This is a genomic window from Mucilaginibacter gynuensis (assembly GCF_039541195.1).
GTDB classification, from domain to species: Bacteria; Bacteroidota; Bacteroidia; order Sphingobacteriales; family Sphingobacteriaceae; genus Mucilaginibacter; species Mucilaginibacter gynuensis.
In genome coordinates, this window is record NZ_BAABFT010000022.1 from 59,873 (window position 1) to 74,111 (window position 14,239).

The 14,239-nt window shown below is 43.7% G+C and carries 10 protein-coding genes and 1 tRNA gene; 6 read left to right on the forward strand and 5 right to left on the reverse strand.

Annotated elements, in window-relative coordinates; all coding sequences use genetic code 11:
* Positions 1 to 283 precede the first annotated feature (283 nt).
* Both ABD894_RS25555 and ABD894_RS25560 read right to left on the reverse strand, forming a co-directional pair.
* On the reverse strand, positions 284 to 553 hold the full coding sequence (locus ABD894_RS25555; protein ID WP_345213937.1) for a colicin immunity domain-containing protein: 270 nt from the start codon (positions 551 to 553) through the stop codon (positions 284 to 286).
* A 154-nt stretch (positions 554 to 707) separates the two neighbouring features.
* Positions 708 to 781, reverse strand: a tRNA-Met gene (locus ABD894_RS25560).
* Positions 782 to 926: 145 nt separating this feature from the next.
* On the opposite strand from ABD894_RS25560, the gene ABD894_RS25565 reads away from it, so the two are divergent.
* The 3 genes from ABD894_RS25565 to ABD894_RS25575 all read left to right on the forward strand — a co-directional run bounded on the left by ABD894_RS25565 (position 927) and on the right by ABD894_RS25575 (position 4,088).
* Positions 927 to 1,307 (forward strand): START-like domain-containing protein, encoded by a 381-nt coding sequence (locus ABD894_RS25565; protein WP_345213938.1) that lies wholly within the window; start codon positions 927 to 929, stop codon positions 1,305 to 1,307.
* Positions 1,308 to 1,337: 30 nt separating this feature from the next.
* Positions 1,338 to 2,771, forward strand: coding sequence for an LptF/LptG family permease (locus ABD894_RS25570; protein WP_345213939.1), 1,434 nt, complete (start codon positions 1,338 to 1,340; stop codon positions 2,769 to 2,771).
* 111 nt (positions 2,772 to 2,882) lie between these two features.
* Positions 2,883 to 4,088, forward strand: coding sequence for a bifunctional 3,4-dihydroxy-2-butanone-4-phosphate synthase/GTP cyclohydrolase II (locus tag ABD894_RS25575; protein ID WP_345213940.1), 1,206 nt, complete (start codon positions 2,883 to 2,885; stop codon positions 4,086 to 4,088).
* Here ABD894_RS25575 and ABD894_RS25580 read toward each other — a convergent pair.
* Positions 4,085 to 8,521, reverse strand: a complete 4,437-nt coding sequence (locus ABD894_RS25580; RefSeq protein WP_345213941.1) for a translocation/assembly module TamB domain-containing protein — start codon at positions 8,519 to 8,521, stop codon at positions 4,085 to 4,087. The two genes, ABD894_RS25575 and ABD894_RS25580, sit on opposite strands and share 4 nt — an antisense overlap.
* Before the next feature lie 182 nt (positions 8,522 to 8,703).
* Between ABD894_RS25580 and tsaD the strand changes: the two genes are divergently transcribed.
* Positions 8,704 to 9,705, forward strand: a complete 1,002-nt coding sequence (gene tsaD, locus ABD894_RS25585) for a tRNA (adenosine(37)-N6)-threonylcarbamoyltransferase complex transferase subunit TsaD (RefSeq protein WP_345213942.1) — start codon at positions 8,704 to 8,706, stop codon at positions 9,703 to 9,705.
* Positions 9,706 to 9,878: 173 nt separating this feature from the next.
* Positions 9,879 to 10,049, forward strand: coding sequence for a hypothetical protein (locus tag ABD894_RS25590; protein WP_345213943.1), 171 nt, complete (start codon positions 9,879 to 9,881; stop codon positions 10,047 to 10,049).
* A gap of 203 nt (positions 10,050 to 10,252) precedes the next feature.
* Here the strand turns inward: ABD894_RS25590 and ABD894_RS25595 are convergent, their stop codons facing one another.
* Both ABD894_RS25595 and ABD894_RS25600 read right to left on the reverse strand, forming a co-directional pair.
* On the reverse strand, positions 10,253 to 10,810 hold the full coding sequence (locus ABD894_RS25595; protein ID WP_345213944.1) for a hypothetical protein: 558 nt from the start codon (positions 10,808 to 10,810) through the stop codon (positions 10,253 to 10,255).
* Between the two features lie 170 nt (positions 10,811 to 10,980).
* Complete coding sequence (locus tag ABD894_RS25600; protein WP_345213945.1) at positions 10,981 to 11,268, reverse strand: GNAT family N-acetyltransferase; 288 nt, start codon at positions 11,266 to 11,268, stop codon at positions 10,981 to 10,983.
* Positions 11,269 to 11,636: 368 nt separating this feature from the next.
* Between ABD894_RS25600 and ABD894_RS25605 the strand changes: the two genes are divergently transcribed.
* On the forward strand, positions 11,637 to 13,901 hold the full coding sequence (locus ABD894_RS25605) for an aconitate hydratase (protein ID WP_345213946.1): 2,265 nt from the start codon (positions 11,637 to 11,639) through the stop codon (positions 13,899 to 13,901).
* Positions 13,902 to 14,239 lie beyond the last annotated feature (338 nt).

Sequence of the window (14,239 nt, forward strand, 5' to 3'; positions counted from 1 at the left end):
CTGTCAGACATGTTCGCCCCTGAACAAAAGATAAGATTTGCATACCGAATATGTTAGCCAAGCACAGGCTAAAAAGCATTTTAGCCTGTGGTCGGTGTTTTCGCCACGCAATATATCAACAAAAAAAAGCCACTCTTTCGAGTGGCCTTTTACCAAGTAGCCCTCATTTGTCAAATATCGAACTGCTTTTTACTAGAATTGAAGCTGATAGCTATACTTTAATATTAACGACTAAAAAATTTGGAGGGTATTAAGATCTATAGAGATATCTAATAATTCCATTTTATCCCCACCATATATGTCGTAACAAGTCAATCTCAAGGCGCAGTTCTTCTTCTGAAATTTCATGTGGGTGTTCGGGCTTTTCAGTATAACAGTCGCAGCTTGTAAATACCCTATCAATTATCCTTTGAAACTTAGGATCATAAGCGGCGATATTTCCATTGTCTCTGTCGTTTTTCCATTTGACAAAATATTTATTTATAAACATATTTACATCAATTTGTTGCGACAAAAACATATCAATCAGGTCTTTATATTTAGTTTCATCCATTAACAAGCGAATTTAGCTGCTGTGTAAATGTACTCAATAACATGTAGACAATATTTTAGAATATTTATCAAAAAAGAATAGTAATAATCTCCTTAATATTGAACCAAATGCAAAAAGCCTCAAATCTTTCGACTTAAGGCTTTTGACTTAAAAGTAGCGGGGAGCAGGATCGAACTGCCGACCTTAGGGTTATGAATCCTACGCTCTAACCATCTGAGCTACCCCGCCGTTTATTTATGTGTGTTACCTCTCTGTTATGGGCGTTTATCAACGTCCTTTGTAAAAAGGTTTGCAAATATAGGATAATTTAAGTTTCTTTAGAAAAAATGTTAACTTTTACAGCCTGGTGCTAAAAACGGGCAGAACCCTGATTATGTCTGAGAAGAAAAAATTTACTATTGAATATGAAATAAAATCGTCTCCGAGGATTTTATACAGCTTTTTAAGCGAGCCTAACGGACTGACACAGTGGTTTGCAGATGATGTTACCATCCGCGATCAGGTTTATACCTTTACCTGGGATGGCGAACAACAAAAAGCAAAATTGATTAACACGCGTGAAAATAAATCTGTAAGATTTAAGTTTATAGATGACGAGCCGCAGTGTTATTTCGAAATGGAAATTATACAAGACGAACTAACGAACGACGTAGCCTTAAGTGTTACCGATTTCGCTACTGAAGATACCATTGCTGAGCGCAAATTGATTTGGGATAATTCTATCGAATACCTCATTAGTGTATTGGGGGCTTAAGGAATATATCCCATTCCTTATTTTTGCAGCGTGAAGAAGATACATCTTTTATTACTTAAGTCATTTATAAGGCCGTTTATCGTCACTTTTTTAATAGTGATGTTTGTGTTGCTGATGCTATTTTTATTTAAATACGTCGACGACCTTATTGGTAAAGGCTTTGAATGGTATGTTATTTTGGAGTTGATGCTATATGCCTCGGCCACTAACGTGGCGATGGCGCTGCCCCTCTCTGTGCTCCTTTCTTCCATCATGACGTATGGCAGCCTCGGCGAAAATTACGAGTTGGTGGCTATCAAGTCAGCTGGTATCTCGCTTCGCCGCGCTATGGCGCCCATGTTTATTGTGGTAACGCTGCTGGCCATCACCGCTTTTGTATTTTCTGATTACATGCTGCCGGTTGCCAATCTTAAATACTACTCCTTACTATACGATGTGCGGCAGCAAAAATCGGCCAAGCTGTTGCAGGAGGGTGTTTTCAGTAACGATTTTACCGGTTACAGCATCCGCGTGCAGCGTAAAGGCGAAGACGGACAAACCCTGTACGGCATCATGATCTACGAGAAGCCCAAGCCACCCGCGCCTACAGATAATTTGAACGTAACTTTTGCCAAAGAAGGTACCATGTACCGCACCGCGGGCGACAAATACCTTGTATTAAAACTGAAAGACGGAATCCGTTACGAGGAAAGACCGGGCAAAAACGGCTACAACGATCAGCGGCAGCAATTGGTGCGCTATCGCTTTGCCGAAACCGAACAAAAGTTTTCGCTGGATAATTTTACGATAAAACGCACAGATGAAGACGCCTTTAAGTCGGCTTTTCAAATGATGAATATCCGGCAGCTTTCGCATTTCCGCGATTCGGCCGAACGGGTGACCGACAGCGCGCGCCTGACTGCGTATAAGCTGCTAACCGCGTATGTTAAGTATTTTAATGTGCCTAAAAAGTCAATGGTGGTTAAGCATATCGTCCCGGCCAAAAAAGCAATTTTTGAGGGAATGGACGAAGCCAGCCAAAGAAACACGCTTTCCATAGCCTCTAACGAAGCCAAAACCGTGCTCGACCTGGTTAAAGGCCGTGCCGATACCAATAAGGAAGAGGTGCACAACATCCGCCGATCTATAGTGGAGTATCAAAAAAAATTCACGCTTTCGGTAGCCTGTTTGGTGTTGTTCCTGATAGGGGCGCCGCTTGGGGCTATCATCCGTAAGGGCGGGCTTGGCTTGCCGGTAGTGGTTTCTGTAGCGTTTTTCCTGCTTTACCATATCATATCAACCATTGGCGAAAAGGGTGTTAAAGATGGTGGTACCCCGCCTATAATAGGTATGTGGATAGCTATTTTTGTGCTTACGCCTATCGGTATCTTCCTGTCGTACAAAGCCGCTACCGATTCTACCCTGTTTGATATGGAAGCATACAAACGCTTCTTCAATAAACTGCTTAAACGCAAAATGGCGTAAAACGCCCCACCCTGTTGATTTTACACAGTGCCGACCCTAAAGTGCTTTTTATAAGTTAACTTTACTTATTATTTATAATATACCCTATGGTATATTAAACCTGTTACAAAAATGCTGAACACGATACAAGAAGCAATTGAAGATATAAAAAGCGGTAAAATGATCATCGTTGTTGATGATGAAGACCGCGAGAACGAGGGCGATTTTTTAACCGCCGCCCGTAATGCCACACCCGAAGCGATCAACTTTATGGCCCGTTACGGTCGTGGATTGATATGCGCCCCTATTACCAGGCAGCGTGCTCACGAACTGGAACTGGAGCCGATGGTAACCAATAACACCACCTCGCACGAAACCAACTTTACAGTTTCGGTTGATTTGCTGGGGCATGGTTGTACTACCGGTATTTCGGCGTCTGACCGTTCAAAAACGTCACTGGCACTTATTGACCCCACTATAAAAGCACAGGATCTGGGTCGTCCGGGACATATATTCCCGCTGATAGCTAAAGATGGTGGTGTGCTGCGCCGTGCCGGGCATACCGAAGCAGCTATTGATCTTGCCGTACTGGCCGGATTTGAGCCTGCCGGTGTGATATGCGAAATAATGAGCGAAGACGGCGAAATGGCCCGTTTGCCCGAACTGCTAACCATGGCAAAAGAGTTCGACCTGAAGATCATCTCTATTAAAGACCTTATCGCTTACCGTTTAAATACCGAAAGCCTGGTTACCAAAGAGATCTCAGTGAAGATGCCTACCGAGTTTGGTGATTTTGATATGGTGGCCTACACACAGGTGAACACCGGCGAAAACCACATGGCCCTTGTTAAAGGCACCTGGGAACCCGATGAAGCTATACTGGTACGCGTACACAGTTCATGTGTAACCGGCGATATCTTTGGTTCATGCCGTTGCGATTGCGGTCCGCAGCTGCACAAGGCGATGGAAATGATACAGAAAGAAGGTAAAGGCGTTATCGTATACATGAACCAGGAAGGCCGTGGTATAGGATTGATCAATAAGCTGAAAGCCTATCACCTGCAAGAGAATGGTTTGGATACAGTAGAAGCCAACCTGCAACTGGGCTTTAAAATGGACCAGCGTGATTATGGCATCGGCGCGCAAATATTGTGTAGCCTGGGCGTGTCAAAAATGCGCCTGATGAGTAACAACCCTAAAAAACGCGCAGGCCTTATCGGTTACGGTTTAGAGGTGGTTGAGAATGTGCCTATCGAGATAGCATCAAACCCGCACAACGAAAACTACCTGCGTACCAAACGCGATAAAATGGATCACGCTATTATGCGCGATAATTAATTTTCTTCCTCCTCATCATGAGGTTTATAATTTAACGGAGGCTGCGGAATAGGGGCAGGCGTAGGTTTCTGCGAATTGCCACCGGTTCGCGGCTTCCGGAAAATACTTCTCAAAAACTCGCCAAGCGTATCAAAATCGCGCTGGTAAACCAAGCCGATACCATTTACATACTGCACATCCAGCTGGCTAATGGTGTTTAATGCCGTGCCGCTCAATACCCTGTACGAGTAGCGCGCGGTAAGGTTTCCATCCTGCCTTATGCGGTACAGTGCCTCAAAATCCTTTGTTAAATTATTAAAGTTAGAGTTGAACAAGCTGCTGTTGTTCACAAACAGGTTATTACTGCCCGTATTGTTAAACAAACTTCCGTTAAGTATCAGCCTGTCGTTAAATAAACGGATAGATGCACTGGCTTCGTTGAACGAGCGGATGTTCAAATCCACGTTTTTAATGTTTGATTGCGCTATAAAGCTGTTCAACTGATTAAAGGCGAACTCGCTCACCGCGTCGCTGGCGGTACTTAGCACCTGCTGATCGAGGTTACCACCGTTTGAACCCGAGTTAAAGTTACGGCGTACAATAATACTTAGCGCCTGCTGGCTGCGGTTATTATTATCGGCCAGGTAAGTATTTACGTCTTCCTTAATTGATGGGTCGGTAGGGAAGGTAAAGTCGAAATCGATATTTGGTTGTAACAGGGATTTGGTTAATATCAATTGCGATTGCACCAGTACCTGCTGGTTACCACGAGGCGATGTAAGGCCAGCCGCGGTATATAGCGGGGCAATATTGGTACGCACCTCGTAAATAGCTTTCAGGTTAATTTCGGCATTGGCCGGGTTACCCGTCCAGCGAATGGTACCGCCCTGGTTTACCTGGAAGTTTTTACTGATGAAGTTTTTAGCCGTAAATTCAAACTTACCAGATGATATGAGGTAATCACCGTACATCTCAAAATCGCCGAGGCTGTTGATGTTCAGCTTAAGGTTATTGGTGATCCCCTTACCTTCCAACTGGCCATAATCGGTACTGATCTTTACAACCGTCTTTTCATCTGCCGAGAGGTCAAAATTAAGCGTAACACCATTGAACTTATTAGTTTTGTCGTCAACTACCTTGGTGGTATCATTATGCTTTACAAAGCGGATAAAATCGTAGTCATTAGCGGTGAACGAGGTATTGAGCGGAATATTGAATATGGTACCTTCCTCTGTTTTGGCCTTAATATCTATCTTCATGTTATCGATAGGGCCGCTAAAGGCGAAACGCCCGGTGCCGTAAGCCTTACCATAATAAACGTGGTTATCTTTAAACGATGTATTAAGCGCCAGCAGGTTAGTAGCGTTAAGGGCGATATCCAGTTCGGGGTTTGATATATTGTTGAGGTCAACCTTACCATCGGCAATGCCTTCGCCACCCAAAGTATCCTTTATCGACATTTTATCAATATGGATCACGCTGTTATCAACCGTTAGCTTATCATTAATTATATACGGCGTTTTCAGGTAGTTAACCGTTAGGCCGGTATTTGATAGGGTAATATCACCGTTAAGCCGTGGACTTTTGGTAGAACCCGTAAGCTTGAGGTTGGTAGAGATAGCACCCTTAACATCCGACACCAGGTTTTTTATGAAAGGCGTAAATATGATAGCCTCCGTTTGGTTCATGTTGATATCAAAATCAAGCACATTCTCTTCATCCTTCGCCAGCGAGTAAGCACCCTCAATATCGAGGGTTTCTAAACCACGGTTAACAATATTTACATGCACAATAGCCTTCTGGCGGTTATTATCAAGGTTTGAAACAATTTTCACATTACCCACCTGGGTTTTGTTCATCATCAGCGTATCCACATCCAAATCGGCATCTATCTCCGGTGATTTGGTAAGCGAACTGAAAATCACCGTACCGTTAAGCGCACCCTTTAAAGCGATGCCCGCCGGTTTGGTAAGCTGGTTGAGCGTACTCATGGCAAATTTCTCGAAGGTGAGGTTCAGTTTATCTGCCGGGTTGCTTGATACAAACCCGTCAATTTTTACGCTTTGTTCGCCGTTAGAGAGGTCGAATCCCGAGATCTGTGTTCTGCCGTTATCCAGCAAACGGATACGTACCTGCTCTTCAAGCGACCATTTTTCATGCTCCAGCACCACTTCCGATGGCAGCAGCTTTAGCTTGGCCGTGGTATCGCGCCCAAACTCCACCAGTCCGTAAAGATCCAATTGGTTGGCCGCGTTCTTGTCAGATAGTTTGATGTTGAAGTTAAGGCTGTCGTTCTGTATAAAGTTGGTGATGTTGATATCCTTCACAAACAAACTGTCGGTAATATCAACCTTGCTTAAAGATAAGTTGGCCCCCAGGTTTTGCTGGGTAGTGCCCTCGTCAATAATCAGGTCGTGAAAAACTATTTTGTTGTACTTAATGGTTTTTATGTAGCCGCTAAGCGTCGCCGTATTACTGGCCGAATTAAACTCGCCCACAAAATTACCCTGCTCGGGGATGCGCAGCTGCGGCATAAATACCACCAGCAGCGGGTCGATATCCTTTATTTTCAGGCTGAAATCAAAGTCCTGCGGTTTAGGTGGGGTAATATCTGTTTTTAAGGATGGGATATATTTTTTAGCGATAGATTTAAAGTACGATGGCAAGGTAGCCAGGTTATAATTACCTGTAATGCTGCCATCAGCAATATCCGACCGGAAGGTAAGCAGCCTTTGCCTGCCCGTGCCGCTTGCTGCCAGGTACAACGAATCAACCACATAATTATTCCGCGGGTCAACAATGCGGGTCGACGACAGGAAGATATCGCCATCCAAATTATCGAGGTTATTGCCCGAAAACTTGGTGCGCATAGTGGTGCTCACGGTCACCGTGTCTTTAATCAGTTTCAGCTTGTTTAGGTGAGCATCGGTAATATCGGCAGTAAAATCAAAAACCGGCAGTTTAGGTGCCAGGTCGATAGAGCCGTCCAGCTTCAGCTTGATATTCTTATCGTTCACATACACCACCCCATCGGCAAACTTACGGCGAAACGTGCCATGCGTAGTGATGTTGTTATAGCTGTAACCTTTAAATGAGAAGCTTTTAATATTGGCGTTACCGGCTATGTTGAGCGTTTTCAGGTCGTCACCGCTACCTTTAACCTGCCCGCTAAGGGTAACCCGGCCAAGTGTTTTATCGTCGATCAGGCTGCCTACATCAAACTGGTTGGTGGTAAGCTTACCGCTGTAGCTGGGCACACCGGCTTTGTTTATTTTAAGGTTGATATCGGTATCGAAACGGCCCAACTTGGTTTTAAACGTACCGTAGGCTATAAAGTCATTCTGCAAACCGCTGAAGTTACCTTTGAAGTTTACATTGCCAAATTTTGAAACAATGGCCGATACCTGCGCCTTGGGGTTGCCGGTAAAACGCTGGAATAAATAATCAACATCTTTTTTGTTAGTAGCTACCTGCTCAAACTCCAGTTCCAGCAGGGTATTGTTCCAATCGGGCAGGCCTTTCAGGTTAAAATCACCTTTAATGTAGGTGCTTTGCGCCGCGGTAATGGTGGCGTTTTTGGCTTTAAGGTTATCTACCTTACCCTTTACCCTGCCCGAAACACCCAGTTCAAAACGGATCTTTTGCAAATCGGTAAAGTAAGCCACATCGTTTGACGATAGGTGCGAGGCCATAAAATTGGCGTCCATACGTACCCGGTGCTCAAAATTACTGAAGTCATCAAACGAGTTAAAACTCATCTTAAAATAATCTTTCAGTACAGAGTTTTTGGTTTGCAGGTAAAGCTTTTTCAGCTCAATCTGGTTGGTATCAACCGTGGCATCTGTAGTAAGATTCTTAACATAGAAGCCGCTTTTTTCCTGCAAGGTAAGGTTGCGCAGGTTGGCTTTAAACAGGTGGCTTTTCAAATCCATATTGAGCACTACGGTGCTGAAATGGTTTACATCAAGGTCTTCAAAATTTACACCTTTAACCGCACTGTCCACCAAAAAGTTCTTGTAGCGCACATGCAGGTTGTTGATGGCTATCTTCCGGAAATCGAGCGTCCATGGTTTGCCGGCCTTTTTGGTGGTATCGGCCGAACTGAAATAATCTATAATGAACTTAAGATTGGTGGTGCTGTCCTTCTGTTTTTTGAGGTAAAAGGAACCGTTATCTAACTGTATCGACTCAAAATCGATATACCGTTTCTTAATACTGCTGAATATAGAAAACCCGTTAAGCTCAACGGTTAATTTGGGCGTACTTAGCAGGGTATCCTTTTGTTTATCCAGCACGTACAGCCCTTCCAGCACAACCGATGTAAATGGTTTAATGTACAGGCTTTTGATGTCAACTTTGGTATGCAGCTCTTCGGACAGGTAAGCCGTAGCTTTTTTTGCCGCCCAGGTTTGTACAGGCTTATATTGAAATGCTACTAACAATACGCTTACCATCAGTAAGATGAGCAATACTATTATCAGCGTTATTTTGAGTACTTTTTTAATAACTTTGCCTTTTATTTAAATGACTGATTGAGTGAGCTATTCAATTACCGAATAACGCTTGATAAACAAGCATTCCCGCGTAGGGTTTTACAATATTCGGTAAATAATAGCTTTAAATAATATTTAAAACTGTGCCTGTAATTTTAGCTATAGAATCATCGTGCGATGAAACCTCTGCCGCCATTTGTGCCGATGGTGTAATGTTGAGCAACGTAATTGCCAACCAAACCATACACGAAGCCTACGGAGGCGTTGTCCCTGAGCTTGCCTCAAGGGTTCATCAGCAAAATATTGTTCCTGCCGTACAACAAGCATTATTGAACGCAAAAGTAAACAAAAATGATATTGATGCGGTGGCTTTTACACGCGGGCCCGGACTTTTAGGTTCGCTGCTTGTTGGGGTATCATTCGCCAAGGCTTTCGCGCTGGCCAAAAATTTGCCGCTTATTGAGGTAAACCATATGCAGGCGCATGTGCTGGCTCATTTTATAGGCGATAACAAACCTCGTTTCCCTTTTTTATGCCTTACCGTTTCGGGTGGCCATACGCAGATCGTACTGGTGAAAGATTATTTCGATATGGAAGTAATTGGCCAAACCCTCGACGATGCCGCGGGTGAAGCGATGGATAAAACGAGCAAAATACTCGGCCTGCCGTATCCCGGCGGTCCGCTGATTGATAAATACGCGCGATTGGGTAATGCCGACGCCTACAAATTTCCGGAACCGCAAATACCCGGACTGGATTTCAGCTTTAGCGGGTTGAAAACCTCTATCCTCTATTTCATCAGGGATAATACTGCCAGAAACCCCGATTTTGTGCAGGAAAACCTGAACGATATTTGCGCCTCGGTTGAAAAACGCATCGCTACCATATTATTAAACAAGTTGGAAAAGGCCGCCCTGGAATATAATATTCAGGATATCGCGCTGGCGGGTGGTGTATCGGCCAATACCGGTTTGCGCCTGGGCTTGCAGGCGCTTTGCGCCAAACGCGGCTGGAATGCCTTTATCCCTAAAATGGAATACTGTACCGATAATGCCGCCATGATAGCCATTGCCGGTTACCACAAATACCTGAAAGGCGATTTCATAGGGCAGGACGTAGCCCCACTGGCAAGGATGCCGTTTTAGTTCTTTGGTCAATAGACCATAGTCGATAGTCCATGGGGTTGGTTTTATATGGACTATCGACTATGGTCCATCGACTAATCTCCTTTTGCACTTGATTTATAAAACTTACATTTGCAGCACACATACGGAACTTGCGGCGCTGCTGCTTTTCCTGATCTTAATTTAAATTCTCCATGAACGGACCTTCGATGATTTTTTGGGCCATTTTTGTATTGCCGCTGGTTGCTTTTTTAGTTTGGTTAATGAGGCAAGACAAACGCAAAGGCAAAACCGGCCTGGTAGTGCTCATCATATTGGTAGTGGTGGCCATAGCTTACATGTACTGGAAAACTGGTGGCCAGTAAGAGAGTCTGTTGTCCGTGGATCGTGCTACTCAAACAACACGATTTTTGTTTTAAACGGTATCAGTACATAAATAATAACGATCTGAAATTTGTTTTGACGGACTCCCCGACTATTTCCTGTTGATTTTTCGGATGGCCGGACATAAACCTTTAAAGTCAAAACGAGAGGTTATACCATTGCTGGAGTAGATAAAAGGCTTTTTCTATTGTAGAAAAATACTAAGGGATGGCATGCCGTTACTATTCATAAAATCGTTACTAACTAATAACTGTACAGCATTAGAAAGTCTTGGATTGCCTGTACAATAAAGGTATGCAGGATTCGGATCATAACTTTCCCAACTTTGTCCATTGTCGTTCGATTGAGCCATATAAACATCAATTTTGTCACCAAGGTTATCGTTTGATTTTTTGTTCCGCATGAGTATAGTATCTCCAAAAACTTTATTATTCTTGCCAGAATCAATCCATTGCTTTACTGTCCAGTCATCTTTTTCATAATCAAAATAAACAATCCATACTTTTTTTAATGTTCGTGTATTAGAAACACTTCGCATATAAGTAGTATCATCAGAAGCTGACAAAGTATAGTGCTTAAAATTTTTGAATGTCGGCTTAGATGCCATTATTTGGGCGACAGTTTTGGCAACTGGTGTGGTATCAACCTGTTGGATAGTTGAATTTTTCTTTACCCCATTGCATCCGCTACAAATTTGGATAAGTAATGACAACCATACAAATCCGAAATACGCATTTCTCATTTATATACAAGCTATATATTATATCCTTAATTAACAACAATTTACAAAAAAAAGAACATGCTTTTACAAGTAGTAAATTAAAATAAACCCAATTCAATAGCATGGTTATATGGAGTAATAAATCTTTAGTAAAAATCTAAATGCTTTTAAGCCCTTCTACCTGTATACTTTCACAGTCTCATACTTAAAACCGGGTACGGCCTGCCAACGGCATCTGTTTCGGCGCGGTCAATAATGGTGAAGCCAAAGCGCTGGTAAAAGCCAAGGGCCTGCTGGTTCTGTTCGTTTACGTCTACCTTGGTTATTCCGTGCTGATTAATGGCAAAGTTGAGCAATTGGCTGCCATGGCCTTTGCCGCGTGCATCGGGGTGGATGAACAACATTTGCACCATGTCGTCGCTTAAGCCTAAAAAGCCGGTGATAGTATCGTCATCTTTGGTGCAATACAGGTTTACCATATCTAAATATTGGTTGAGTATCAGGTCGCGGTAAAACAGGATATCATCTTCGGTTAAAAAGTGGTGCGTTGCCCTTACGGATGCCTCCCAAACGGCAATTATTTCGGGTGATCGGTGGCTTCGGCAGGGTAAATGTTGTTATATAGCATATTCAATATCAGGGTGCAAAATTAATTCGTTAGCTTTAGTTGATATTATAACAACCGGAATCTATTTGGTTGGTACGCAACACTATTTAGAACATATCCAAATAACATTTGTACACAACGCTGACGAGATTTGTTTGTTATAATTTGTAAATTCGCCGCTGAATACAGGAACAGGATTATCCCTTTCCTTTTTATACTCACCTAAAAATCAAAAATAGAATGGCTTTTGATTTAGATATGATCAAAAAAGTTTACGATCGTTACAGCACCCGTGTTGATGCTGCCCGTAAAGCGACCGGTAAACCTCTTACTCTTACTGAAAAAATACTATACGCCCACCTTTCTGAAGGTGACGCTAAACAAGCTTACACACGCGGTACCGACTACGTTGACTTTGCACCTGACCGTGTGGCCATGCAAGATGCTACGGCACAAATGGCACTGCTGCAATTTATGCAGGCGGGCCGTCCGCAGGTTGCTGTACCATCAACCGTACATTGCGATCACTTAATACAAGCAAAAATTGGCGCTGTTGCCGATTTAACTACAGCAAATGATGTAAATAAGGAAGTTTACGATTTCCTTTCATCAGTATCTGATAAATATGGTATCGGTTTCTGGAAAGCCGGTGCAGGTATCATTCACCAGGTAGTGTTAGAAAACTACGCTTTCCCGGGTGGTATGATGATAGGTACCGATTCGCACACGCCTAACGCGGGTGGTTTAGGTATGATAGCTATTGGTGTAGGTGGTGCCGATGCGTGCGACGTAATGGCAGGCTTACCATGGGAGCTTAAATTCCCTAAACTGATAGGTGTTAAATTAACCGGTAAATTATCGGGCTGGGCTTCGGCTAAAGATGTTATTTTGAAAGTTGCCGGTATACTTACCGTAAAAGGTGGTACAGGCGCTATTGTTGAATACTTTGGCGAGGGCGCACGTTCATTATCAGCAACCGGTAAAGGTACCATCTGTAACATGGGTGCCGAAATTGGCGCTACTACTTCTATCTTCGGTTACGATGAAAAGGCTGCCGCTTACCTTAAAGGTACCGAGCGCGAAGACATCGCTTTATTAGCCGACGCTATTGCTGAGCACTTAACCGGCGACGACGAAGTTTACAACAACCCTGAGCAATATTTTGACCAGGTAATTGAAATTAACCTGAGCGAACTTGAGCCGCATGTAAACGGCCCCTTCACTCCGGATCTGGCATGGCCTATCTCTAAATTCGCTACCGCGGTTAAAGAGAACAACTGGCCTACCGCTTTAGAGGTTGGTTTAATTGGTTCTTGCACCAACTCATCTTACGAGGATATTACCCGTTCGGCATCAATCGCCAAACAGGCTATCGATAAAAAATTGAAAACCAAGGCAGAGTTTACCATCACTCCGGGATCGGAACTGGTGCGTTATACTGTTGACCGCGATGGTTACCTGGGTACATTTGCCGAAATGGGCGGTGTAGTTTTGGCTAACGCTTGTGGTCCTTGTATCGGTCAGTGGGCCCGTCATACTGATGATCCTACACGCCGTAACTCTATCATCACTTCGTTTAACCGTAACTTCGCTAAACGCCAGGATGGTAACCCAAATACCCACGCTTTTGTGGCATCACCTGAAATTGTAACCGCGTTTGCTATCGCTGGCGATCTTACCTTTAACCCACTTACAGATACGTTAACCAACGAAAACGGCGAGCAGGTTAAGTTTGACGAGCCACAAGGTATCGAGCTGCCGGTAAAAGGTTTCGCGGTAGAAGATGCAGGCTACCAGGCCCCGGCCGAAGATGGCAGCCAGGTTGAAGTAAAGGTTAGCCCTACTTCGGCACGTTTGCAACTGCTTGATCCTTTCTCACCATGGGAAGGTACAGATTTGAAAGGCCTGAAATTGCTGATCAAAGCTAAAGGAAAATGTACTACCGACCACATTTCGATGGCTGGTCCGTGGTTGAAGTTCCGTGGTCACCTTGATAATATTTCAAACAACATGCTGATTGGCGCTATCAACTATTTTAACAATAGTGCCGATAGTGTTAAGAATGCGATAACCGGCGAATACGGTCCGGTACCGGCTACCCAGCGCGATTACAAAGCACACGGTATTGGTACTGTAGTAGTGGGCGACGAAAACTATGGCGAAGGTTCATCACGTGAGCACGCGGCCATGGAGCCTCGTCACCTGGGTGTACGTGCCATACTGGTAAAATCATTTGCCCGTATCCACGAAACCAACCTTAAAAAACAAGGTATGCTGGGTATTACCTTTGCCGACACCGCCGATTACGACAAAATTCAGGAAGACGACAAGATCGATATCTTAGGCTTAACCGAATTTGCTCCGGGCAAACAGCTAACTGTAGTATTACACCATGCTGATGGCACCGAAGATTCATTCGCGGTTAACCATACCTACAACGCTCAGCAAATTGAGTGGTTTAAAGCCGGTGGCGCGTTAAACATCATCCGCAGACAACAAAAATAATCTCCAGCAACGGAATTAAATATTCAGGAAGCCTTCCCTTGCGGGGAGGCTTTTTTTATTTTAGGTGCGATGCAATCGCAAACCCATGTTAAGCACTCATTGCAAATGAGCGCAAGAGGAGGGGGAAATTGGCAGAGAAAAACGCGTCATTGCGAGGAACGAAGCAATCTTTACGTAAGCAGAGCGCCTCTGTGTAGGGATTGTTTCGTACCTCGCAATTGTAAAGGTCAAGTAATTCGGTAACAGAATTAGCTTTATGTTATAAAGCTAAACGTTATGCGAAACATTAACAATGATCTTACATTAAAGCGGAATTATCTTAGCAAATATCGATTCCT

What these genes read in the sequence shown, in the direction of transcription:
- ABD894_RS25565 (WP_345213938.1), top strand. Translation starts at nt 927, where the DNA reads ATGTCTGAGAAGAAAAAATTTACTATTGAATATGAAATAAAATCGTCT.
- ABD894_RS25605 (WP_345213946.1), top strand. Translation starts at nt 11,637, where the DNA reads ATGGCTTTTGATTTAGATATGATCAAAAAAGTTTACGATCGTTACAGC.
- ABD894_RS25590 (WP_345213943.1), top strand. Translation starts at nt 9,879, where the DNA reads ATGAACGGACCTTCGATGATTTTTTGGGCCATTTTTGTATTGCCGCTG.
- ABD894_RS25595 (WP_345213944.1), bottom strand. Translation starts at nt 10,810, where the DNA reads ATGAGAAATGCGTATTTCGGATTTGTATGGTTGTCATTACTTATCCAA.
- ABD894_RS25555 (WP_345213937.1), bottom strand. Translation starts at nt 553, where the DNA reads ATGGATGAAACTAAATATAAAGACCTGATTGATATGTTTTTGTCGCAA.
- ABD894_RS25600 (WP_345213945.1), bottom strand. Translation starts at nt 11,268, where the DNA reads ATGGTAAACCTGTATTGCACCAAAGATGACGATACTATCACCGGCTTT.
- ABD894_RS25580 (WP_345213941.1), bottom strand. Translation starts at nt 8,521, where the DNA reads ATGGTAAGCGTATTGTTAGTAGCATTTCAATATAAGCCTGTACAAACC.
- ABD894_RS25575 (WP_345213940.1), top strand. Translation starts at nt 2,883, where the DNA reads ATGCTGAACACGATACAAGAAGCAATTGAAGATATAAAAAGCGGTAAA.